General features: G+C 69.4%; 21 protein-coding genes. 18 read left to right on the forward strand and 3 right to left on the reverse strand.

Translation table 11 applies throughout. The annotated features are described in order from the left end of the window. Nucleotides 1-198 precede the first annotated feature (198 nt). Together CCZ27_RS05365 and CCZ27_RS05370 are read right to left on the reverse strand one after the other, a co-directional pair. Nucleotides 199-1,026 (reverse strand): class I SAM-dependent methyltransferase, encoded by an 828-nt coding sequence (locus CCZ27_RS05365; protein ID WP_096452209.1) that lies wholly within the window; start codon nucleotides 1,024-1,026, stop codon nucleotides 199-201. A gap of 175 nt (nucleotides 1,027-1,201) precedes the next feature. Then, a complete protein-coding gene (locus CCZ27_RS05370) occupies nucleotides 1,202-2,800 on the reverse strand; it encodes an ABC transporter substrate-binding protein (protein ID WP_096446242.1) in 1,599 nt (532 codons plus the stop codon). Nucleotides 2,801-3,010: 210 nt separating this feature from the next. On the opposite strand from CCZ27_RS05370, the gene CCZ27_RS05375 reads away from it, so the two are divergent. The 12 genes from CCZ27_RS05375 to CCZ27_RS05430 all read left to right on the forward strand — a co-directional run bounded on the left by CCZ27_RS05375 (nucleotide 3,011) and on the right by CCZ27_RS05430 (nucleotide 12,726). Further along, the gene (locus tag CCZ27_RS05375) at nucleotides 3,011-4,018 is read left to right on the forward strand and encodes a sulfate ABC transporter substrate-binding protein (RefSeq protein ID WP_096446244.1); all 1,008 of its coding nucleotides are present in this window, start codon (nucleotides 3,011-3,013) and stop codon (nucleotides 4,016-4,018) included. A gap of 29 nt (nucleotides 4,019-4,047) precedes the next feature. Further along, on the forward strand, nucleotides 4,048-4,263 hold the full coding sequence (locus CCZ27_RS05380) for a TOBE domain-containing protein (protein ID WP_096446246.1): 216 nt from the start codon (nucleotides 4,048-4,050) through the stop codon (nucleotides 4,261-4,263). Between the two features lie 43 nt (nucleotides 4,264-4,306). Then, nucleotides 4,307-4,990, forward strand: a complete 684-nt coding sequence (locus CCZ27_RS05385; protein ID WP_096446248.1) for an RBBP9/YdeN family alpha/beta hydrolase — start codon at nucleotides 4,307-4,309, stop codon at nucleotides 4,988-4,990. Between the two features lie 263 nt (nucleotides 4,991-5,253). Continuing rightward, complete coding sequence (locus CCZ27_RS05390) at nucleotides 5,254-5,766, forward strand: rhodanese-like domain-containing protein (protein WP_096446250.1); 513 nt, start codon at nucleotides 5,254-5,256, stop codon at nucleotides 5,764-5,766. 54 nt (nucleotides 5,767-5,820) lie between these two features. Next, nucleotides 5,821-6,798 carry a cysteine synthase A gene (gene cysK, locus CCZ27_RS05395; RefSeq protein ID WP_096446252.1) on the forward strand — a complete coding sequence of 326 codons (978 nt, stop codon included), beginning with the start codon at nucleotides 5,821-5,823 and terminating at the stop codon, nucleotides 6,796-6,798. Continuing rightward, a complete protein-coding gene (gene epsC, locus CCZ27_RS05400) occupies nucleotides 6,795-7,763 on the forward strand; it encodes a serine O-acetyltransferase EpsC (RefSeq protein ID WP_096446254.1) in 969 nt (322 codons plus the stop codon). The genes cysK and epsC overlap by 4 nt, the downstream gene beginning before the upstream one ends. Beyond that, nucleotides 7,747-7,983 carry a helix-turn-helix domain-containing protein gene (locus tag CCZ27_RS05405; RefSeq protein WP_096446256.1) on the forward strand — a complete coding sequence of 79 codons (237 nt, stop codon included), beginning with the start codon at nucleotides 7,747-7,749 and terminating at the stop codon, nucleotides 7,981-7,983. The genes epsC and CCZ27_RS05405 overlap by 17 nt, the downstream gene beginning before the upstream one ends. 97 nt (nucleotides 7,984-8,080) lie before the next feature. Continuing rightward, the gene (locus CCZ27_RS05410; protein ID WP_096446258.1) at nucleotides 8,081-9,019 is read left to right on the forward strand and encodes a family 2A encapsulin nanocompartment shell protein; all 939 of its coding nucleotides are present in this window, start codon (nucleotides 8,081-8,083) and stop codon (nucleotides 9,017-9,019) included. Further along, nucleotides 8,988-10,859 carry a family 2A encapsulin nanocompartment cargo protein cysteine desulfurase gene (locus tag CCZ27_RS05415; RefSeq protein ID WP_096446260.1) on the forward strand — a complete coding sequence of 624 codons (1,872 nt, stop codon included), beginning with the start codon at nucleotides 8,988-8,990 and terminating at the stop codon, nucleotides 10,857-10,859. Before CCZ27_RS05410 ends, CCZ27_RS05415 begins: the two co-directional genes overlap by 32 nt. A 129-nt stretch (nucleotides 10,860-10,988) precedes the next feature. Then, a complete protein-coding gene (locus CCZ27_RS05420; protein ID WP_157748444.1) occupies nucleotides 10,989-11,567 on the forward strand; it encodes a class I SAM-dependent methyltransferase in 579 nt (192 codons plus the stop codon). A gap of 195 nt (nucleotides 11,568-11,762) precedes the next feature. After that, entirely contained in the window at nucleotides 11,763-12,128 is a 366-nt protein-coding gene (locus CCZ27_RS05425; RefSeq protein WP_096452211.1) for a hypothetical protein, read from the forward strand. Next, nucleotides 12,121-12,726: a DUF938 domain-containing protein gene (locus tag CCZ27_RS05430; protein ID WP_096446264.1), complete on the forward strand. Its 606-nt coding sequence runs from the start codon at nucleotides 12,121-12,123 to the stop codon at nucleotides 12,724-12,726. The genes CCZ27_RS05425 and CCZ27_RS05430 overlap by 8 nt, the downstream gene beginning before the upstream one ends. Before the next feature lie 30 nt (nucleotides 12,727-12,756). Here the strand turns inward: CCZ27_RS05430 and chrA are convergent, their stop codons facing one another. Further along, the gene (gene chrA / locus CCZ27_RS05435; RefSeq protein ID WP_096446266.1) at nucleotides 12,757-14,121 is read right to left on the reverse strand and encodes a chromate efflux transporter; all 1,365 of its coding nucleotides are present in this window, start codon (nucleotides 14,119-14,121) and stop codon (nucleotides 12,757-12,759) included. A gap of 341 nt (nucleotides 14,122-14,462) precedes the next feature. On the opposite strand from chrA, the gene CCZ27_RS05440 reads away from it, so the two are divergent. The 6 genes from CCZ27_RS05440 to CCZ27_RS05460 all read left to right on the forward strand — a co-directional run bounded on the left by CCZ27_RS05440 (nucleotide 14,463) and on the right by CCZ27_RS05460 (nucleotide 20,212). Further along, nucleotides 14,463-15,566 (forward strand): sigma-54 interaction domain-containing protein, encoded by a 1,104-nt coding sequence (locus CCZ27_RS05440; RefSeq protein WP_096446268.1) that lies wholly within the window; start codon nucleotides 14,463-14,465, stop codon nucleotides 15,564-15,566. Between the two features lie 61 nt (nucleotides 15,567-15,627). Next, nucleotides 15,628-16,836 (forward strand): acyl-CoA dehydrogenase family protein, encoded by a 1,209-nt coding sequence (locus CCZ27_RS05445; RefSeq protein ID WP_096446270.1) that lies wholly within the window; start codon nucleotides 15,628-15,630, stop codon nucleotides 16,834-16,836. 152 nt (nucleotides 16,837-16,988) lie between these two features. After that, a complete protein-coding gene (locus CCZ27_RS23280; protein ID WP_157748445.1) occupies nucleotides 16,989-17,183 on the forward strand; it encodes a hypothetical protein in 195 nt (64 codons plus the stop codon). A 50-nt stretch (nucleotides 17,184-17,233) separates the two neighbouring features. Further along, on the forward strand, nucleotides 17,234-18,472 hold the full coding sequence (locus tag CCZ27_RS05450) for an AMP-binding protein (RefSeq protein ID WP_232516571.1): 1,239 nt from the start codon (nucleotides 17,234-17,236) through the stop codon (nucleotides 18,470-18,472). Next, complete coding sequence (locus tag CCZ27_RS05455; protein WP_096446274.1) at nucleotides 18,469-19,266, forward strand: ABC transporter ATP-binding protein; 798 nt, start codon at nucleotides 18,469-18,471, stop codon at nucleotides 19,264-19,266. The genes CCZ27_RS05450 and CCZ27_RS05455 overlap by 4 nt, the downstream gene beginning before the upstream one ends. Before the next feature lie 64 nt (nucleotides 19,267-19,330). After that, nucleotides 19,331-20,212 (forward strand): branched-chain amino acid ABC transporter permease, encoded by an 882-nt coding sequence (locus tag CCZ27_RS05460; RefSeq protein WP_096446276.1) that lies wholly within the window; start codon nucleotides 19,331-19,333, stop codon nucleotides 20,210-20,212. The last annotated feature ends 14 nt before the right edge of the window (nucleotides 20,213-20,226 follow it).

Below are 20,226 nucleotides of genomic sequence, written 5' to 3' on the forward strand. Positions count from 1 at the left end.
GAAGGCGAACGGCGGGGCCGCTGCGATGCGCCGCCCGGGCTTCGATCGCCCGGCCGGGGCAGGATCGGCCTGCGTGCCTGGCTGCCGGCCACGCGCGCGTGGCCGGCAGCATGGATGACCTGGACGCGGCCGGTTTCGATCGCTCTCTCGCCGCCGAACCCGCGGGCGCAGCGAGTTCGCGGCCCGCGCCCCTTCGCCTCAGGGGCGTGCGATCTTCACGAACTTCAGCGTGAACTTGTCGCTCTCGCCGATGGCAAGGTAGCGCTCGCGGTCCACGTCCTTCAGGCGCAGGGTGGGCGGCAGGGTCCAGACGCCTTGCGGATGGTCCTTGGTGTCGCGCGGGTTGGCGGCGATCTCGGAACGGCCGGCCAGCTTGAAGCCGTGCCTCTCGAACAGCGCGACGACTTCGTCCTCGCGCAGGTAGCCGGCCTTCGACTGTTCGTCGGCGGGGCGGTCGGTGCGCGCGCGGTGATCGACGATGCCGAGCACGCCGCCGGGTTTCAGCACGGTGTGGAATTCCCGCAGGTGCTCGTCGGCGTTGCCGTCGGTGATCCAGTTGTGCAGGTTCTGGAAGGTCAGCAGCAGGTCCACCGAGTCCGGCTTCACCGTGTCGGGCAGGCCGGGCGTGTGGGCGATCTCGACCTTGCCGTAAAGCTCGGGCCGGTTCGCGATGCGGCCCTCGATGGCGTCGTGCTCGGCCTTGGCCGCCGGCGGGTTGTGCGCGCCCGCGTGCAGGGCGGCAACGTAGCGGCCGCGGTCGCGCAGGTAGGGCGCGAGGATCTCGAACCACCAGGCTCCCACGCTGGGCCAGACTTCGACCACGGTCTGGTCCGGCTGCAGTCCGAAGAAGGCCAGTGTTTCGGCCGGTTTGCGCGCCGGGTCGCGGGCGCGGTTGCGTTCGCTGCGTTGTGCTCCGTCGATCCACTGGCGCAGTCCGGCATCGTCCGCGCGGGCGGGGCCGGCCGGCTGCAGGCTCAGAAGGGCCGCGGCGGCGAGGGAAAGCAGGGAGGGGGTGAAGAGGCGCATGTCGTTCATTCCTGTCGTTGGCGGAAGCTGCCGTGTCGGTGGGGTACGAAGATCCCCGGGGCGAGGTCCGGGCGCAGGGCGAGGCGATGCGACCGCACTTCCGATGGCCGGCCGGATGGCGCGCAGCGGCGGCATCCGGGCCGGCATGGGCAGCGTGCCGCCCGCCGGCCCGGCCCTATTTCGCGCTGCGCACCTCGTGTGCGTAGGTGAATTCGTCGATGCGGCCGCCGTAGTCGAGGCCCTTGCGCAGCGCCCAGGTGGCGATCTGGTGGTGCGAGGGGATCACCGCGTAGTCGCTCATCGCCGCCTTGACGGCCTGGCGGGCGAAGTCCTCGCGCCTGGCCGCGTCCACCGAGCCGAGCGCCTGCCGCACCAGCTTGTCCACCGTCGGGTTGCTGTACCTGCCCCAGTTCCAGGTGCCCCAGCCGGTGTCGGGATCGGGCGTGCCGACGATGGAGCGCAGCGTGAAGTCGCTGGCCAGCGAGCCCCAGCCGAGCAGCGCCATGCTGTATTCGCTGGCGCGCGCCTTGCCGAAATACACCGACAGCGGCTGCGTCTCGACCCTGGTCCGGATGCCGACGCGGTTCAGGAACTGGGCGACCGTCTGCACCACCTGCTCGTCGTTGATGTAGCGGTTGTTGGGCCCGTGCAGCGTGAGGCCGAAGCCTTCCGGGTAGCCCGCCTCGGCCAGCAGCTTCTTCGCGCCTTCAGGATCGTAGGCTTCCACCTTGAGTTCGGCGTCGTAGCCGAAGATGCCCGGCGAGTTCAGGTTGGAGGCCGGCTGCGCAAGACCTTCGAGCGTGCGCCCGACCAGCGCCTCGCGGTTGATCGCCTTGGAGATCGCCCGGCGCACGCGCACGTCCTTGAGCGGGTTCTTCGCCAGCGGCTTGCCGGCCTTGTCGGTGACGTAGGGCGAGTTGTCGCGGAACTGGTCCAGGTGCCAGAACAGCGTGCGCCAGGTGGTGTGCTGCGCCAGCGTCACCTTGGGATTGGTCTTCAGCCGCGCGAGGTCGGCCGGCGGCACCGCCTCGATCAGGTCGACGTCCCCGGCCAGCAGCGCCGCCAGCCGCGGCGCGTCGCTGGCGAGCACCTTGAACCGGACCGTGTCCCATTCCGGCCTCGGGCCCCAGTAGGCGTCGTTGCGGGCGATCTCGATGCTCTCGCCCTTGCGGAAGCCCACCAGCTTGAACGGCCCGGTGCCGACGGCCGCGGCGCCGCTGTTGAAGCGATCCTGCGCGGCGTTTGCCGCGGCCTTCTTCGACACGATGAATACCGACGAGAGATCCAGCGGCAGCGCGCCGTAGGCGCCGGCCGTCTTCAGCCGCACGGTGTAGCGGTCCACCGCCTGCCTGGCGACGATGGGCCGGGTATAGCTGATGAAGGGGCCGGGGCTGTTGGCGATCTGCGCCGGGCGTTCGAGCGAGAACAGCACGTCCTCGGCCGTCAGTTCGCTGCCGTCGTGGAACCTGACGCCGCGGCGCAGCTTGAATTCCCAGGTGGTTTCGTCCACCGTCTTCCACGATTCGGCCAGCGCCGGGATCAGCCGGCCTTCGGGATCGACGTCGACAAGGCTGTCGTACAGGTGGTGATGGAAGGCGATGTTGGGGCCGGTGGCGAAGAAATGCGGGTCCAGCGTGGTGACTTCCGACGACAGGCCGATCTTCAGTTCCGCCGCGCGGGCGAACGGCGTGGCGCTTCCGAGGAGGGCAACCGCCAGCGCGGCGGCACCGGCGGCGAGGGGGAAGGAACGGCGGAATTTCGCTGCGCTTGCCATGCGTATGGCTCCGGACGGTTCTTGGACGAGGGCGAACGATAGCGCAGAACGGCGCCTCGGGCCGACATCGCCGCAGCCGAACGGTGGGGCCGCCCGCATTGCCGCGGCGAATCGAAGAATCGAATAAGCAATGCGTTTTTTCTTGGTTCGGCGAATTCGGCCGAAGCGATAGATTTTCGTCATCGACAAACGATCTCGGGAGAGAACGACATGCGCTTCAACGCCACCCGCCGTACCCTGCTGGCATTCGCCCTGGCCACCGGCCTCGTCGGCACCACGCACGCCGCAACCACGCTGCTCAACGTGTCCTACGACCCGACGCGCGAGCTGTACCAGGAGTTCAACCCCGAGTTCGCCAAGTTCTGGAAGAGCAAGACCGGCGAGGACGTCACCATCAAGCAGTCCCACGGCGGTTCGGGCAAGCAGGCGCGCGCGGTGATCGACGGCCTGGAAGCCGACGTCGTCACCCTGGCGCTGGCCTACGACATCGATGCGATCGCCGACCACGGCGACAAGATCCCCGCCGACTGGCAGAAGCGCCTCGCGCAGAACAGCTCGCCCTACACCTCGACCATCGTCTTCCTGGTGCGCAAGGGCAATCCGAAGGGCATCAAGGACTGGGGCGACCTGGTGAAGCCGGGCGTCGAGGTCATCACGCCCAATCCCAAGACTTCCGGCGGCGCGCGCTGGAACTACCTCGCGGCCTGGGGCTATGCGCTGAAGCAGCCCGGCGGCAGCGAGGCCAAGGCGCGCGAATTCGTCGGCGAGCTGCTCAAGCACGTGCCGGTGCTGGATTCGGCCGCGCGCGGCGCCACCAACACTTTCGTGCAGCGCGGCATCGGCGACGTGCTGCTGGCGTGGGAGAACGAAGCCTTCCTGTCGGTCAACGAACTGGGGCCGGGCAAGTTCGAGATCGTCGTGCCCTCGGTCTCCGTCCTCGCCGAGCCGCCGGTCACCGTGGTCGATGGCGTCGCGAAGAAGCGCGGCACCGAGAAGGTCGCGCAAGCCTATCTCGAATACCTGTATTCGCCGACCGGGCAGAAGCTCGCCGCCAAGCACTACTACCGCCCGATCAAGCCCGAACTGGCCGACCCGAAGGACGTCGCCCGCTTCCCGAAGGTGAAGACCTTCACGGTCGACGAGCTGGGCGGCTGGAGGAAGGTGCAGGACGCCCACTTCAGCGACGGTGGCGTGTTCGACCAGATCTACGCCAAATAACCCGGCGGCGCCGGGCGGAGGACAGCATCATGACCATTCAGGCCATCAACGTACGCAACCAGTTTCGCGGCAAGGTCAAGGAGATCATCCGCGGCGACGTCGTCAGCGAAGTGGACGTGCAGACGCCCTCGGGCATCGTCACCTCGGTGATCACCACGCGCTCGGTGGATGAACTCGGCCTCAAGCCGGGCTCGGAAGTCGTCGCCCTGGTGAAATCGACCGAAGTGTCGATCGCCACGCTCTGAGTCGCGCCGCGATGTGTCCGTGTCGGATGTAGGAGGGCGCGCCATGCAGCACACGACCCTGATCGTCCCCGGGTTCCACGGCAGCGGCCCGCTTCACTGGCAGAGCTGGATCGAGGAGCAACTGCCCGGCGCGCAGCGGGTGCGGGACATCGACTGGGAGTCGCCGGTCCTCGCCCGCTGGGCGGGCGCGGTACGCGGCGAGATCGACGCGGCGCCGCATGCGGTGTGGCTGGTGGCGCACAGCTTCGGCTGCCTCGCCAGCGTCGTCGCCGCCGCCGACCGCCCCGAGAAGGTGGCGGGCGTGCTGCTGGTCGCACCGGCGGACCCGCTGCGCTTCGGGCCTTTCGGCCTGCGCGACGCGGTCGGCGACGAGGGCGAGTGCATCGCCGCCTGGCTGCCCGAAACGCCGCTGGAGTGCCCCAGCACGGTGGTCGCGAGCAGCAACGACCCGTGGGTGAAACTCGACAGCGCGGCTTTCTGGGCCGAGCGCTGGGGCAGCCGGCTGATCGACATCGGCGAGGCGGGACACATCAATACCGAATCGGGCTTCGGCCCCTGGCCCTTCGGCCTGGAACTGCTCACCGCCATGCAGCGCGTGCATGACGACGTGCCGCTGGGCACCATCTCGGGCGAGGCGAATTCGCAGCGGGGGCGGCACGGCGCGCTGGCGCGCGTTCGCCATCACACGCGCTTCACGCTCAACCGGCTGGTCGGACGGGACATGTGATCCGCCTCCTGCGGGGCGGGAGATATGCTTTCCGCAATGCGCCGATCATTGGAATGCCGCCTTTCGAGGCGGCTTTTTTGTGCCCGGACGCCGCGCCGGACTATCCCGTTTTCGTGCTTACGATCTGATTTTTTATTGGTTCGCCGGCGCGTCACCCCGGCGTAACTTCCGAGACCTGAACACGCAATTCCCGACAACACCGGTACGGACCGAGGCCGATCGACAGCGCGGCGACCGGCCCGCGAGCGAACCAGGAGACTGCCATGACCGCAACCGCCCTAGCCATCCGTGAAACCGAACAGCCCGCAGCCGGGGATGGGACGCCCGTCGCCGCCGGGCATCCCATCCTCGCCGTCGCCCGCCGGCGTGCCGCGGAGCACGGGCTGCCCTATGCCGGCGGCGTCACGCCGCAGGAAGCCTGGGCGTTGTTCAGCGCCCACGAAGCGGCTCTGGTCGACGTGCGCAGCGCCGAGGAGCGCAAGTTCGTCGGCCACGTGCCCGGCTCCCTGCACGTGGCGTGGGCGACCGGTACCGGGCTGACCCGCAATCCGCGCTTCGTGCGCGAACTGGAATTCAAGACGGGCAAGGATGCGGTGGTGCTGCTGCTGTGCCGCAGCGGCAAGCGTTCGGCGCTGGCGGCCGAGGCGGCGGCGAAGGCGGGCCTCACCAATGTCTTCAACGTCCTCGAAGGCTTCGAGGGTGATCTCGACGAGCAGCAGCGGCGCGGCACGTTCAACGGCTGGCGCTTTGCCGGCCTGCCCTGGGCGCAGGACTGACCAGCCCGCACGCCCGGTCCCGATTTCCGTCAGTCCATTCTTACAGGATCCATCATGTCCCACTGGTATACCGACAATGCCGAATCGATCGGCCGCACGCCGCTCATCCGCTTGAACCGCATCATCGACGGCGCCAGCGCCACCGTGCTGGCCAAGATCGAAGGCCGCAACCCGGCGTACTCGGTCAAATGCCGCATCGGCGCGGCGATGATCTGGGATGCCGAGAAGCGCGGCCTGCTCGGCCCGGGCAAGGAACTGGTCGAGCCCACCAGCGGCAACACCGGCATCGCGCTGGCCTTCGTCGCCGCGGCGAAAGGCATCCCGCTGACGCTGACGATGCCCGAGACGATGAGCATCGAGCGGCGCAAGCTGCTGGTGGCCTATGGCGCCAGGCTGGTGCTGACCGAGGGCGCGAAGGGCATGAGCGGCGCGATCGCGAAGGCCGAGGAGATCGCCGCCTCGGATCCGGGCAAGTACGTGCTGCTGCAGCAGTTCAAGAACCCGGCCAACCCCGGGATCCACGAGAGCACGACGGGGCCGGAGATCTGGCAGGACAGCGGCGGGGCGATCGACATCCTGGTGTCGGGCGTGGGCACGGGCGGCACCATCACCGGCGTGTCGCGCTACATCAAGAAGACGCAGGGCAAGGCGATCCTGTCGGTGGCGGTGGAGCCGTCGGCCAGTCCGGTGATCACGCAGAAGCTGGCCGGGCAGGAACTCAAGCCCGGGCCGCACAAGATCCAGGGCATCGGCGCGGGCTTCGTTCCCGAGGTGCTGGACCTGTCGCTGGTCGACCAGGTCGAGCAGGTCGGGAACGACGAGGCGGTGGAATACGCGCGGCGCCTGGCGCGCGAGGAAGGCATCCTGTCGGGCATCTCGTGCGGCGCGGCGGTAGCCGTGGCGGCACGGCTGGCGAAGGACCCGGCCAACGCGGGCAAGACCCTCGTCGTGATCCTGCCGGACTCCGGCGAGCGCTACCTGAGTTCGGTGCTGTTCGAGGGCCTGTTCGACCCGTCGGGGATCGCGGCATGAGATCCCCGACGCCGGTGATTGCGCCGGCGGCCAACGTCGAGGGCGGGTGGGGCCTCGAACGCATCGTCGCCGAATTGCGCCAGGCGCGCGAGCGCTGGCGTGCTGCACAACAGCGCAAACGCGAATTCGGCGTGCGCGAGTTCCCGTCGCGCGATGCGCTGCGCGACATCGCGGCCGCCCTGTGCGGCGGTCTGTTTCCGATGCGCCTCGGGCCCGCCGACCTCTGCCGCGGAGGCGAGGATTTCTACGTCGGGCATACGCTGGACAGCGCGCTCAACGCGCTGCTGCACCAGGTCCGGCTGGAACTCGCCTACGAGGCGCGGCACGACGGCGGCAGCCCCGACGAAATCTCGGCAAGGGCGGTGGACATCGTGCGCGCCTTTGCCGCCGGGCTGCCCCGCCTGCGCGAGCTGCTCGACACCGACGTGCAGGCCGCGTTCGATGGCGACCCTGCGGCGCACAGCGTGGACGAGGTGCTGCTGTGTTACCCCGGCGTGCTCGCGGTGATCCATCACCGCCTCGCCCACGAGTTGTACACGCTCGGCGTGCCGCTGGTCGCGCGCATCCTCTCCGAGATCGCGCATTCGCAGACCGGCATCGACATCCATCCCGGGGCGCGCATCGGCGGCGGCTTCTTCATCGACCACGGCACCGGCGTTGTCATCGGCGAGACGGCGGTGATCGGCCAGCGGGTGCGCCTCTATCAGGCGGTCACGCTCGGCGCCAGGCGTTTCGAGACCGATGCCGAGGGGAATCTGGTGAAGGGCGGCGCGCGCCATCCCATCGTCGAGGACGACGTCGTGATCTACGCCGGCGCCACCGTGCTCGGCCGCATCACGATAGGCAGCGGTTCCCGCATCGGCGGCAACGTCTGGCTGACGCGCAGCGTGCCTCCGGGCAGCAACGTCACCCAGGCGGGCGTGCGCCACGAGCGGCTCGAGGGAGGCGATGGGGCCTACATCTAACTTTGGCCCCGTCGTTCGCGATCTGAGGGCGGTGCGAGGCTGGTCGCAGGAAAAGCTCGCGGAAATGGCCGGCCTCGATCGTTCGTACATCGGCGAGATCGAGCGCGGCGATGCCGTGCCGTCGCTGATCACCGCCCAGAAGCTCGCCAGGGCGCTGCAGACGAGACTGTCCGAACTGATCGCGCGGTGCGAATGCGTCCGCGGGCCGTCTCCGGACTGATGGCGATAGCCCGTTGAGGCAGCGCAGGGGCGGACAGATACTTCCCGTTATCTGGATTTTTCATATCCATATCTGTTTTTGACGTAAGGAGTCGAACATGGCAGCAGAGAACAAGGTGCATCACGCTCTTGGCGACACCGCGGCCCGCCAGTTGGCCAACGCGACCAAGACCGTTCCGCAACTGGCGACCATCACGCCGCGCTGGCTGGTGCATTTCCTGGAATGGCTGCCGGTCGAGGCAGGCATCTATCGCCTGAACAAGGTCAAGAACCCGCAGGACGTGCGGGTTTCATGTTCGCAGCGCGAAGACGAGGGTGATCTGCCGGAGATCTTCGTTGATTACGAGGAGCAGCCGCGCGAGTACTTCCTGAACGCGGTGACCACGGTTCTCGACGTCCACACCCGCATCTCCGATCTCTACAGCAGCCCGCACGACCAGATCAAGGAACAACTGCGCCTGACGATCGAGACCGTCAAGGAGCGGCAGGAGTCCGAACTGATCAACAACCCCGACTACGGCCTGCTCGCCAACGTGGCGGATGATCAGCGCATTTCCACGCTGACCGGCGCGCCGACCCCGGACGACCTCGATGATCTCCTCTCCAAGGTGTGGAAGGAGCCCGCCTTCTTCCTGGCGCATCCGCTGGGCATCGCCGCCTTCGGCCGCGAATGCACCCGCCGCGGCGTGCCGCCCCCCACCGTGTCGCTGTTCGGCGCCCAGTTCATCACCTGGCGCGGCATCCCGCTGGTGCCGTCGGACAAGGTGTCGGTCGAGGACGGCAAGACCAAGATCCTGCTGCTGCGTGTGGGCCAGAAGCGCCAGGGCGTATCCGGCCTGTTCCAGCCCGGCGTCGCCGGCGAGCAGGGGCCGGGGCTGTCGGTGCGCTTCATGGGCATCAGCCGCAACGCGATCGCGTCCTACCTGATCTCGCTCTACTGCTCGCTGGTGGTTCACACCGAAGACGCGCTGGCCGTGCTCGATGACGTTGAAGTGGGCAAGTACCATGACTATTCCGCTCTCGACACCTACAAGTAACGGGCTGGCCGCCCCTGCCGGCCTGCCCGACGTGTCGGTGCTGACCCAGCTCGCGGGCGAGTTCTTCGCCCAGTTGCCGACCGGGCTGCCGGATGCGCGCCTGCCATTCGGTCCGCCGCCGCAGCCGCCGCAGACCGAGATTGCGCTCGGCAACCGCGCGCCGTCCCTGGCGCCGATCGACGGCACGCCGACCGGCGCGCCCGGGCCCGTGGTGGATGCCGCATCCGCCGCGGGCGGCGCGGGCAACCCCGCGTACGGCGTGCCGGAAGCCTATGCCGCCGCACTGCCCATCGTCGCGCCGCCGCAGCCCGCCGGCGTTCCGAACGGCGTGCCGTCGTCGCCGTACTATTTCCTGGGCGAAGCCAGCGCGTATCCGTCGGCATTGCCGGAAGGGCCGGAAACGGCAGCGGCGTCGGTGCCGGAGGACCGCGTCAGCGCGCAATCCTTCGGGCTGCCGGGCGATGCGCAGTTGCGTGCGCTGCTCGCCGGGCTCGGCGCGGATTCGCGCGCTACCGTACCGGGGGCGCAGCCGGCCGGCGCCGGCGCCCCGGCGTTCTACTTCCTGGACGAGCCGGACGCCGGTCCGGTGCCCGCCGCGACGCCGGCGGCCCGTGCCCCGTTCGACGTCCAGGCCGTGCGCCGCGATTTCCCCATCCTCCAGGAACGGGTCAACGGCCGGCCGCTGATCTGGTTCGACAACGCGGCGACGACGCACAAGCCGCAGGCGGTCATCGACCGGCTGGCGTATTTCTACCGGCACGAGAACTCCAACATCCACCGCGCCGCGCATGAACTGGCGGCGCGGGCGACCGACGCCTACGAGGGCGCGCGTGACAAGGTTGCGCGCTTCATCGGGGCCGGGTCGCCGGAGGAGATCATCTTCGTGCGCGGCGCCACCGAAGGCATCAACCTGATCGCCAAGACCTGGGGCTGGCAGAACGTGGACGAGGGCGACGAGATCGTCGTGTCCCACCTCGAGCATCACGCCAACATCGTGCCGTGGCAGCAGCTTGCCGCCGCCAAGGGGGCGAAGCTCAGGGTGATCCCGGTCGACGATTCCGGCCAGGTGCTGCTCGACGAGTACCGCAAGCTGCTCAACGGCCGCACCCGCATCGTCGCGGTGACGCAGGTATCGAACGCGCTCGGCACCGTCGTTCCGGTGAAGGAGATCGTGGCGATGGCCCATGCGGCGGGGGCCACGGCGCTGGTCGACGGCGCGCAGTCGGTGTCGCACATGCGGGTGAATGTGCAGGACATCGACGCCGACTTCTTCGTGTTCTCCGGCCACAAGGTGTTCGCGCCGACCGGCATCGGCGCGGTGTATGGCAAGCGCGCGCTGCTGGAGGACATGCCGCCGTGGCAGGGCGGCGGCAACATGATCGCCGACGTGACCTTCGAGAAGACGATCTACCACGGGCCGCCGACCCGCTTCGAGGCCGGCACCGGCAACATCGCCGATGCGGTCGGCCTCGGCGCGGCGATCGACTACGTCGAGCGCATCGGCATGGAGAACATCGCGCGCTACGAGCACGACCTGCTCGTGTACGCGACTCACGGGCTCCTCGCCGTTCCCGGCCTCAAGCTGATCGGCACGGCCAAGGACAAGGCCAGCGTGCTGTCCTTCGTGCTGAACGGCTACACCACCGAAGAGGTGGGCAAGGCGCTGAACGAGGAAGGCATCGCCGTGCGCTCCGGCCACCACTGCGCCCAGCCCATCCTGCGCCGCTTCGGCCTCGAGGCGACGGTCCGCCCGTCGCTCGCCTTCTACAACACCTGCGAGGAAGTCGACACGCTGGTCGCGGTACTGCAGCGGCTGGCGTCGGGCAGAGCGAGGCGCTGATCCGGCGCGGCCGCCGACGTTCGAAGAAAGAGGGCCACGGAGCGATCCGTGGCCCTTTGTCCGTCCGCGGCCGGGGCGTCGCATCGATCTGTCAGACTGCAGGCTTACGGTAAGCCGGGGCAAATGACGATGGATTCCGCCGATGCCTATGAGGCTCACGCTCACGCGTTCCTGCAGGCGCGCGACGGGTCGCCGACCGGCGCGCAGGCCGTGGACCGCTGGAGCCGCACTCTGCGCACCGGCTCCGCCGTCATCGAACTGGCGTGCGGCGGTGGCTATCCGGTAACGCGGGTCCTCCATGCCGCGGGGCTGCGGCTCCGGGCGGTCGATGCTTCCCCGACGCTAGTCGCGGCGTTCGAGTCCCGCTTTCCCGATATCCCGGTTCAATGTGCCAGGGTGCAGGAAAGCGACTTCTTCGGTCGAACCTATGATGCGGCCGTCGCGATCGGCCTGGTTTTCCTGCTGCCGGAACCGGAGCAGCGCGCGCTGATTTCCAGGGTCGCCACGATCCTGGTGCCCGGGGGCCGATTCCTGTTCACGGCTCCCATCGAGAGAGGCAACTGGCCGGACATGAGCACCGGCCTGGAATGCCGCTCACTGGGGCAGGCCGGCTATGAAGCGTGCCTGAAGGAAGCCGGGTTTCGGGTCGTCGGCACATTCATCGACAGGGGCGGTAACAACTATTACGACGCGGAGCGATCGGGGTGAGGGCAGGCGGTGCCGCCCGGGCGCCGTTCCCGCATGGGCACCCGTCGTCGGGGGACGCCTCCATCTCGCCGAGGTGCTGCTCACGCAGCCGCTGATGTGGTCGTGGGCAATGAGCCGGGAACGGCGGGACGCTGTCCGACGATCCGGCCCCCGTCGCCCGTGGTAGGGTACGCACCTCCGCAAGAGGTCATGACGATGAACCTGCCGCCCACCCCTCCTGCCCCTGCCGAAAGCCGCGGCACGCGTGCCGCGCTGGTCTTTGCGCTGACGGCGGAACGCCTCTCGATCTGGTACGAGCACGGCCGGTGGCCGACCGAGGCGCAGGGTGCCACCCTGGCTGCGGACTGGCTCGGCCGCACGCGGCGCAGTCTGCCCCTGGCCGACCGCCGCCTCCTGTCGGAGCGCAGCGACGGGCTTGCGCGCCGGATCGCGGCTTCGCTGTCGAGGGAAGCGGGGCTTTACACGGCGCACGAGATGATGGAAGCACTCGACCCCAATTACGAATCCGAACTGTCGCGTTCCCTGATGGACGAATGCGCGAGGCTGGTGGCAAATGACTGAGGACCGCCGCCGGTTCGCGCCCGCGACGGAGCGCAATCGCGATTTCATCCTGCCCATCCTGCGGCGCCTGCTGCCGGCGGCAGGCACGGTGCTGGAGATCGGCAGCGGCACCGGCGAGCACGCGGTGTATTTTGCCGGGCACCTTCCCGAACTGGATTGGCAGCCGACCGAAACGGACGAGCCTGCCCTCGAATCGATCGCCGCCTGGCGCGCGCATGCCGGCCTGGCCAACGTCGCCCCGCCCGTGCGGCTGGACGTTCGCCGCCGCCCATGGCCCGTCGCGCACGCCGTCGCGGTGGTGGCGATCAACGTCGTGCATTATTCGCCCTGGTCCAGCACCGACGCGCTGTTCCAGGGCGCGGCCGAAATCCTGCCGGCCGGCGCGGTGCTGTACCTGTACGGCCCCTACAGGCGCGGCGGCAGGCACACCGCGCCCAGCAATGCCGCCTTCGACGAATGGCTGCGGGGCGTCGACCCGGGCTTCGGCGTGCGCGATCTCGAAGCGGTGGAGGCGGCGGCCAGGGCCCACGGCTTCGGGCTGGAGGAAGTCATCGACATGCCGGCCAACAATCTGAGCCTGGTGTTTCGCCGCGCATAGGGTGTCTCCGGCCTCGGTGCTGCAGGGGCGCTACGGCAGCAGCATTTTCGCGGCGAGGCCGATCACCGCGCACGCGGCGATGACGTGGATCACGTTGCGCTTGTAGCGGAACAGTGCCACCGCCGCCCCGATGGCGATCAGCGCGGACGTCCAGTCGAAATGCCCGGCGAAGCCCTGCGGCCACAGGACGTGGTAGCCGAAGAACAGCGCCAGGTTCAGGATCACGCCCACCACCGCGGCAGTGATCGCGGTCAGCGGCGCGGTGAATTTCAGGTCGCCGTGGGTCGATTCGACCAGCGGCCCGCCGGCGAGAATGAACAGGAAGGACGGCAGGAAGGTGAACCAGGTCACCAGCGCCGCCGCCGCCGCGCCGGCCAGGAACAGCGCCTGCGCTCCGAACAGCGATTTCAGGTATCCACCGACGAAGCCGACGAAGGCCACCACCATGATCAGCGGGCCGGGCGTCGTTTCGCCCAGCGCCAGTCCGTCGATCATCTGCACTGCGGACAGCCAGCCGTAGTGCTCCACCGCGCCCTGGAACACGTACGGCAGCACCGCGTAGGCCCCGCCGAAGGTCAGCAGCGCCGCCTTGGTGAAGAACCAGCCCATCTGGGTGAGGGTGTCGTCCCAGCCGCGGGTGAGCGTCAGCACCGCCATCGGCACCGACCACAGCAGGGCGCCGGCCAGGAGTACCCGTGCCAGCCCGCTCCAGCGAAAGCGCGCATGGGGCGGCGTGGGCGTGTCGTCGTCGATCAGCGCCGGGCCGAAGGATCTGCCGGCCTTGCCGTGTGCTCCGCCCGCGGTGAAATGCCGGGGGGCGATGCGTCCGCCCGCGAATCCGGCCAGCGCCGCGGCCGCGACGATGGCGGGGAAGGGCACGCCGAGGGCGAAGATGGCGACGAAGGACGCCGCGGCGATGCTCCACAGCCAGCCGTTCTTCAGCGCGCGCGAGCCGATGCGGTGCGCCGCGTGCAGCACGATGGCGGTGACTGCCGGCTTGATGCCGTAGAACAGCCCGGCGACCAGCGGCACGTCGCCGAAGGCGATGTAGACCCACGACAGGCCGATCAGGATGAGCAGCGACGGCAGCACGAACAGCGCCCCGGCGGCGACGCCGCCCCACGTCCGATGCATCAGCCAGCCGATGTAGGTGGCGAGCTGCTGCGCTTCGGGGCCGGGCAGCACCATGCAGTAGTTGAGTGCATGCAGGAAGCGCCGCTCGGAGATCCAGCGCCGGTTCTCGACCAGTTCCTGATGCATGATCGAGATCTGCCCTGCCGGGCCGCCGAAGCCGATGAAGCCCAGCTTGAACCAGAAGGCCAGGGCCTGCCGGAAGCCGACCCTGGATGCGGGTGCCGTGCCGCCGGGGGCGTGTTGCGCGCGGGAGGTGTCCATGGATGCGATCCGTGTCGATGGGGATCGCCGGGGACGGGGCCGTCGCGGCCGGCGAAGCGCCATGATCGCAAATGTGCGTCGCGCGCGTCACCACGGCGGCGTCCGCCGGGGCCGCCCGACCGGGAGATCGGGCGGCGGATCGCGGTGCGGCGGGGTTGCCGCCGGCCGTGCCTTTGGCCGGATCGTGAAAATCAAAGCAGAATTCCTTCGTTCGCGCCTGGCGGCCCAGCCTCTAATCTCGAAACATCGAAATATGCCCCGCGTCGACGTCCCGCTTCTCCAGTCGCAGCGCCTGCGGCTGCGCTTCGGGCGTACGGTGCCGGCGCCAACAGAGAGAGCCCATGAACGAATCGAACACCGCAAGGCTGCTGACTTTGCCCAATGCGGGGCAGGCGGCATTGTCCATTCGCGCGAAGGCGCTGATCTTCCATGACGTGAAATCCCTGCGCTTGCTGCGCCAGATCGAACTGATCGCGCCGAGCGAGGCCAATGTGCTGGTCATCGGCGAGACCGGCACCGGAAAGGAACTGATCGCGCGCCACATCCATGCCCGGAGCGGGCGCAGCGGGCCCTTCGTGGCGGTCAACTGCGGCGCCTTCAGCGAGAACCTGGTCGAGGCCGAGCTGTTCGGCCACGAGGCGGGCGCCTTCACTGGCGCGCAGCAGGCGCGCGCCGGCTGGTTCGAGGCTGCCAACGGCGGCACGCTGTTCCTCGACGAGGTGGGCGACCTGCCGCTGCCGATGCAGGTCAAGCTGCTGCGCGTGCTGCAGGAGCGGCAGGTGGTGCGGCTGGGGTCGCGCAAGCCGATTCCGGTGGACGTGCGGCTGGTCGCGGCGACCAACGTGAATCTGGAAAAGGCGGTGCAGGCCGGCCATTTCCGCCTCGATCTCTACTACCGCCTGAACGTCGCCCCGGTGGCGCTGCCGGCGCTGCACGAACGGCCGGGCGACATCCTGCCGCTGGTCGAGTACTTCATCGACTACTATCGCCAGCGGCTCGACATCGAGGCCCCGCGTCTCAGCCCCGAAGCCGAGGCGGAACTGGCGGCCTACGGCTGGCCCGGCAACATCCGCGAGCTGGAGAACGTCGTGCATTTCGCACTGATCGTGTGCCAGAACGGCGTCATCACGCCGGCCGATCTGCGCCTGCCCGGTCTCGTCGTGCCGCGCCCCGGAGAGCAGGGCGCCGTGCCCGCGTTCGGCTGCACCGACGGCCTTGCCGCGATCCGCGCCGGCGTGCGCCAGTTGCTCGAGGACGACGCGCCCGACGTCTATGAGCGCATCGAAAATCTTGTGTTTTCCACCGCTTTCGAGTATTGCCGCGAGAACCAGGTCCGCACTGCGCGCCAGCTCGGCATCTCGCGCAACATCCTGCGCACCCAGCTCAAGCGCTTCGGTCTCATCGGCGACGGCGCGGCCGAGGTGCTGGCCGCTGCCGACGCATGACCGACCCTTCACCGCTTTTCCCTGACATGACCCGGCCAATGGCCGTGGAGGACGCCCGACGATGAGCCTCGCCGCACACGACATCCCCGAACACACCCGGCAGGCGGAGGCATCCGCGGCCGCCATCGCCGCCGGGCTCGCCGAGCGATTCGCCGAGACGGCCGCGGCCAGAGACCTCGCCGGCGGCACGCCGAAGACGGAGCGGGACCTGCTGCGTGCGAGCGGCCTGCTCGAGCTGAGCATTCCGGCCGAGTACGGCGGGCAGGGTGCGGGCTGGGCGGAAACGCTGGCCATCGTGCGCCAGCTCGCGAGGGCGGACAGCTCGGTGGCGCACGTCTTCGCCTTCCACCACCTGCAGCTCGCATCGGTACGTCTGTTCGGCACGCCGGCGCAATGGGAGCCCTGGCTGGCCGAAACCGTCAGGCAGGGCTGGTTCTGGGGCAACGCCCTGAACCCGCTCGACAAGCGCACCGTGGCCCGCCGCGTGCAGGGCGGGCGCGAATTCTCCGGGAGCAAGAGCTTCTGCTCGGGGGCGCTCGATTCCGACATGCTGCTGGCTTCGGCCGTCGAGGACGATGCCGGCGGCAAGCTCATCATCGCCGCGATCCCGACCCGGCGTGCCGGCATCACGCTGTTCGAGGACTGGGACAACATGGGCCAGCGCCAGACCGACAGCGGCAGCGCGCTGTTCGAGCGGGTCGCGGTGGCCGAGAGCGAGATCCTGTCCGACCCCGGCCCGCTGTCTTCGCCCTTCGCCTGCCTGCGGCCGCTGCTGGCGCAACTGATCTTCGTGAACATCTTCCTCGGCATCGCCGAAGGCGCGGTCGCCGAGGCGCGCGGCTACACGCGCACCCAGACGCGCCTGTGGTCGGCTTCGCCGGCCGCGCAGGTGACCGAAGACCCCTACATCCTGGCGCACTACGGCGACTTCTGGGTCGCGCTGGAAGCCGCGCGCAAGCTGGCCGACCATGCGGCGGCGCGCTTCGACGCCGCCTGGGACGAAGGGCTCGCGCTGACCGAGGCCGGCCGCGGCGAGGTTGCCCTCGCGGTCGCTACCGCCAAGGTCGTCGCCACGCGCGGCGGGCTGGACCTGACGAGCCGCATCTTCGAGGTGACCGGCGCGCGCTCCACCACCGCGGCGCTGCGCCTGGACCGCTACTGGCGCAACCTGCGCGTCCACACCCTGCACGATCCGCTGGACTACAAGGTCCGCGAACTGGGGGACTGGGTGCTCAACGGCAACTATCCGAAGCCGTCGTTCTATTCCTGAAGCCAGCCCCGCAGCCGGCTCCGCGTCCGGCGGGAAAGCCGTCGGCGGGCTGGCGTCCCGAACTGCAGGGATCGATCGCCACGCCGCTGCCCTTACCCGGGCGGCGGCGTGGCGTCGTTGTTTCCGCTGAACGCCATGCGCACGGAAGGTGCGTGAATCTGCAGCAAGGCTCCGCTGCCTTCGCGGCTGCAACGCCCGCTTCTTTGGCGCAGGAGCCTTCGCGAAACCGGGCGATGCGGATGGTCCGGCGCCTGCTGCGCAGGCAGCAGACGGGATTTTTCTTGTTTGCGCCGCAGCACGAAGCGGCTGAGGGGTTCGTCCAGTGGATTGTTTTTAAAGGACAATGAAACTGGCACGAGGGTTGCTGTGCGGGTGGAAACGGCATCTGGAGCCCATCGTGAGCACTACCCGAAAACAACCGTCCGACGATACGGCAAGCCTGCCGTCGTGGCTGGAACTGCAGGCGGCGCGGCGTGGCGGTGAGGTCGCGCTGAGGCACAAGCGCGAAGGGGTCTGGCAGGCGCGGACGTGGGGCGAGGTCCATGCCGAGGTGCGCCGTCTCGCGGGCAGTCTCCGGCGGTTGGGCTTCGGCGCGCAGGACCGGCTCGTCGTGGTCAGCCATCCCCGCCCGGAAGCCCTGTTGTTCTCGCTCGCCGCGCAGCGGCTGGGCGGTGTGGCGGTGCTGCTCGACCCCCATGACGAGGCGGCCGGGCAGTTGCGCCTTCTCGCCGAACTGGCGCCCGATTTCGTGTTCGCGGAAGGGCGGGACCAGGTGGATCGCGTGCTGGCCGCCGATCTCGCGCCCCGGCTGCTGGCATATGCCGACGGGCGCGGCGTGCGCGCGACGGTGAAGGCGGAAGGGCGGTCCGATCTGCCGCAGGTCACGCCGACGGCGTATCGGGATCTGCTCGGCGAAGGCGGGGAGCAGGCGGCGGAGAGTGGGAGCCGCGGGAACCGCGCCCGCGCGGACGAGCCGGCCTTCGCCATCTACCGCCGGGATGGTGAAGGCGAACTCCACGTGCAGCGGCTCCGGCACGACGAACTGCTCGGGCATGGCCGTGCGCTGGTGGAGCAGGAGCGGCTCGGCGCGCAGGAGGAAGCCTTCGCGGCACGCGCCTTCGCGGCGAGCGCGCAGGCACGCTACCTAGTGGCGCCGTGGCTGCTCGCCGGGTTCAGGCTGAATTTCCCGGAGAACCTGGCGACGCGCGACAACGACCGGCGCGAGATCGGCCCGACCCTGGTGGCGGGGACCTGCGCGACCTATCGGCGCGTCGAACAGTGGGCGCGCGAGCGGCTGCCGCCGCGCAGCACATGGCAGCGCGGCGTGATCGACTGGGCGCTGGCGCCGCGCCCCGGCCCGCTACGCCGCGTGCTGGGCCATTGGCTCGTGCGGCGACCCCTGCGCGACGTCATCGGCTTCACGCGCACCCGCACGCCGCTCATCATCGGCGAACCGCTGCCGGCGGAATCGCTGCGCTTCTTCGCGGCGCTCGGCGTGCATGTGCGCGTGTGGCCCGAGGCCGCCGGCTGGCAGCGCCATGCGGTGGACCCCCGGCAGCCGCACCGGGGCTGGGTGGAATTCCGGTCCGCGCCGCCCGACGCGTTCGACGGCAGCGGCGACTGGGAGCCGGCATGACGGGCGGCGCAACGCGGACGGCGCATTCCGGGCCGCTGCTGCGGCTCGACGGCATCTCCCTGTCCTTCGGCGGGGTGAAGGCGATCACCGACATCAGCTTCGAGGTCGGGCGCGGCGAGATCTGCGCGCTGATCGGCCCCAACGGCGCCGGCAAGAGTTCGCTGCTCAACGTCATCAACGGCGTCTATCGCGCGCAGCAGGGGCGGGTCAGCTTCGACGGCGAGGTCCGGCGCCACATGCGCCCGCACCACGCGGCCGAGCGCGGCATCGCGCGCACCTTCCAGAACATCGCGCTGTTCAAGGGCATGACGGTGCTCGACAACGTGCTGACCGGCCGCAACCTCAGGCGCCGCAGCACCTGGGTCGAGCAGGCGCTGCGGATCGGCCGTGCCGGGCGCGAGGACGACGAGCAGCGGCGCCGCGCCGAGGAAGTCATCGAGTTCCTGCGCATCCAGCCGTGGCGCCAGACGGTGGTGGGCAAGCTGCCCTACGGCCTGCAGAAGCGGGTGGAACTGGGGCGGGCGCTGGCGGCGGAGCCCGCGCTGCTGCTGCTCGACGAGCCGATGGCGGGCATGAACGCGGCCGAGAAGGCCGAGATGAGCCGCTTCATCGTCGACATCAACCGCGAATACGGCACCACGGTGGTGCTGATCGAGCACGACATCGGCGTGGTGATGGGCATTTCGGATCACGTCGTGGTGCTGGACTACGGCCGCAAGATCGCCGACGGCCCGCCGGAAGAGGTGCGCCGCAATCCGGACGTGATCGCCGCCTACCTCGGCACCCGCCATTGATTCGCGGTGCGCCGTCTTTCCGCTCCGGCTGGAGCCGTCGGCGCAGCGTCAAACAGGATCTGACATGGATTTCTTTCTCGAAGTGCTGGTCGGCGGGCTGCTGTCGGGGGTCATGTACTCCCTGGTGGCCATCGGCTTCGTGCTGATCTACAAGGCGTCGGGCGTGTTCAACTTCGCCCAGGGCGCGATGGTGCTGTTCGCCGCGCTGACCTTCGTCAGCCTGGTCGAGCTCGGCGTGCCGTTCTGGCTCGCCTTCGCGGCGACGCTCGCCGCGATGCTGCTGCTTGCGCTCGCGGTGGAACGGCTGGTGCTGCGCCCGCTGGCGAACCGCTCGCACATCACGCTGTTCATGGCCACGCTCGGTCTCGCCTACATCATCGAGGGCGCGGCGCAGGCGCTGTGGGGCGCCCAGGTGCATGGCCTGGAGCTGGGCATCGACGACGTGCCGCTGGAAGTGGGCGGGCTCTTCGTGTCGCAGTTCGACCTCTTCGCGGCGGCGACCGCGGCCACGCTGGTGCTCGTGCTGTCGCTGCTATTCAACCGGACCCGCATCGGCCTGTCGCTGCGCGCCGTGGCCGACGACACGCTGGCGGCGCAGGCCGTCGGCATCCGGCTGCGCCGGGTGTGGGCGGCGGTGTGGGCGGTGGCCGGCCTCGTCGCGCTCATCACCGGCCTGCTGTGGGGGGCGCGCCTGGGCGTGCAGTTCTCGCTGTCGCTGGTGGTGCTGAAGGCGCTGCCGGTGCTGATCATCGGCGGTTTCTCGTCGGTCGGCGGCGCGATCGCCGGCGGCCTCATCGTCGGCGCCACGGAAAAGCTGGCCGAGATCTACATCGGGCCGCTGGTCGATGGCGGCATCGAGAACTGGTTCCCCTACCTCCTCGCCACCCTGTTCCTGCTCGTCCGCCCAGCCGGCCTGTTCGGCGAACGCGCGATCGAACGCGTCTGACCGGAGACCTATCC

The sequence above is a fragment of the Thauera sp. K11 genome (assembly GCF_002354895.1).
Taxonomy (GTDB): Bacteria; Pseudomonadota; Gammaproteobacteria; order Burkholderiales; family Rhodocyclaceae; genus Thauera; species Thauera sinica.

Excerpts from the sequence above, each read along its gene's own strand:
- CCZ27_RS05365 (WP_096452209.1), bottom strand. The coding sequence starts at position 1,026 with ATGCGCCTCTTCACCCCCTCCCTGCTTTCCCTCGCCGCCGCGGCCCTT.
- CCZ27_RS05370 (WP_096446242.1), bottom strand. The coding sequence starts at position 2,800 with ATGGCAAGCGCAGCGAAATTCCGCCGTTCCTTCCCCCTCGCCGCCGGT.
- CCZ27_RS05375 (WP_096446244.1), top strand. The coding sequence starts at position 3,011 with ATGCGCTTCAACGCCACCCGCCGTACCCTGCTGGCATTCGCCCTGGCC.
- CCZ27_RS05380 (WP_096446246.1), top strand. The coding sequence starts at position 4,048 with ATGACCATTCAGGCCATCAACGTACGCAACCAGTTTCGCGGCAAGGTC.
- CCZ27_RS05385 (WP_096446248.1), top strand. The coding sequence starts at position 4,307 with ATGCAGCACACGACCCTGATCGTCCCCGGGTTCCACGGCAGCGGCCCG.
- CCZ27_RS05390 (WP_096446250.1), top strand. The coding sequence starts at position 5,254 with ATGACCGCAACCGCCCTAGCCATCCGTGAAACCGAACAGCCCGCAGCC.
- cysK (WP_096446252.1), top strand. The coding sequence starts at position 5,821 with ATGTCCCACTGGTATACCGACAATGCCGAATCGATCGGCCGCACGCCG.
- epsC (WP_096446254.1), top strand. The coding sequence starts at position 6,795 with ATGAGATCCCCGACGCCGGTGATTGCGCCGGCGGCCAACGTCGAGGGC.
- CCZ27_RS05405 (WP_096446256.1), top strand. The coding sequence starts at position 7,747 with ATGGGGCCTACATCTAACTTTGGCCCCGTCGTTCGCGATCTGAGGGCG.
- CCZ27_RS05410 (WP_096446258.1), top strand. The coding sequence starts at position 8,081 with ATGGCAGCAGAGAACAAGGTGCATCACGCTCTTGGCGACACCGCGGCC.
- CCZ27_RS05415 (WP_096446260.1), top strand. The coding sequence starts at position 8,988 with ATGACTATTCCGCTCTCGACACCTACAAGTAACGGGCTGGCCGCCCCT.
- CCZ27_RS05420 (WP_157748444.1), top strand. The coding sequence starts at position 10,989 with ATGGATTCCGCCGATGCCTATGAGGCTCACGCTCACGCGTTCCTGCAG.
- CCZ27_RS05425 (WP_096452211.1), top strand. The coding sequence starts at position 11,763 with ATGAACCTGCCGCCCACCCCTCCTGCCCCTGCCGAAAGCCGCGGCACG.
- CCZ27_RS05430 (WP_096446264.1), top strand. The coding sequence starts at position 12,121 with ATGACTGAGGACCGCCGCCGGTTCGCGCCCGCGACGGAGCGCAATCGC.
- chrA (WP_096446266.1), bottom strand. The coding sequence starts at position 14,121 with ATGGACACCTCCCGCGCGCAACACGCCCCCGGCGGCACGGCACCCGCA.
- CCZ27_RS05440 (WP_096446268.1), top strand. The coding sequence starts at position 14,463 with ATGAACGAATCGAACACCGCAAGGCTGCTGACTTTGCCCAATGCGGGG.
- CCZ27_RS05445 (WP_096446270.1), top strand. The coding sequence starts at position 15,628 with ATGAGCCTCGCCGCACACGACATCCCCGAACACACCCGGCAGGCGGAG.
- CCZ27_RS05455 (WP_096446274.1), top strand. The coding sequence starts at position 18,469 with ATGACGGGCGGCGCAACGCGGACGGCGCATTCCGGGCCGCTGCTGCGG.
- CCZ27_RS05460 (WP_096446276.1), top strand. The coding sequence starts at position 19,331 with ATGGATTTCTTTCTCGAAGTGCTGGTCGGCGGGCTGCTGTCGGGGGTC.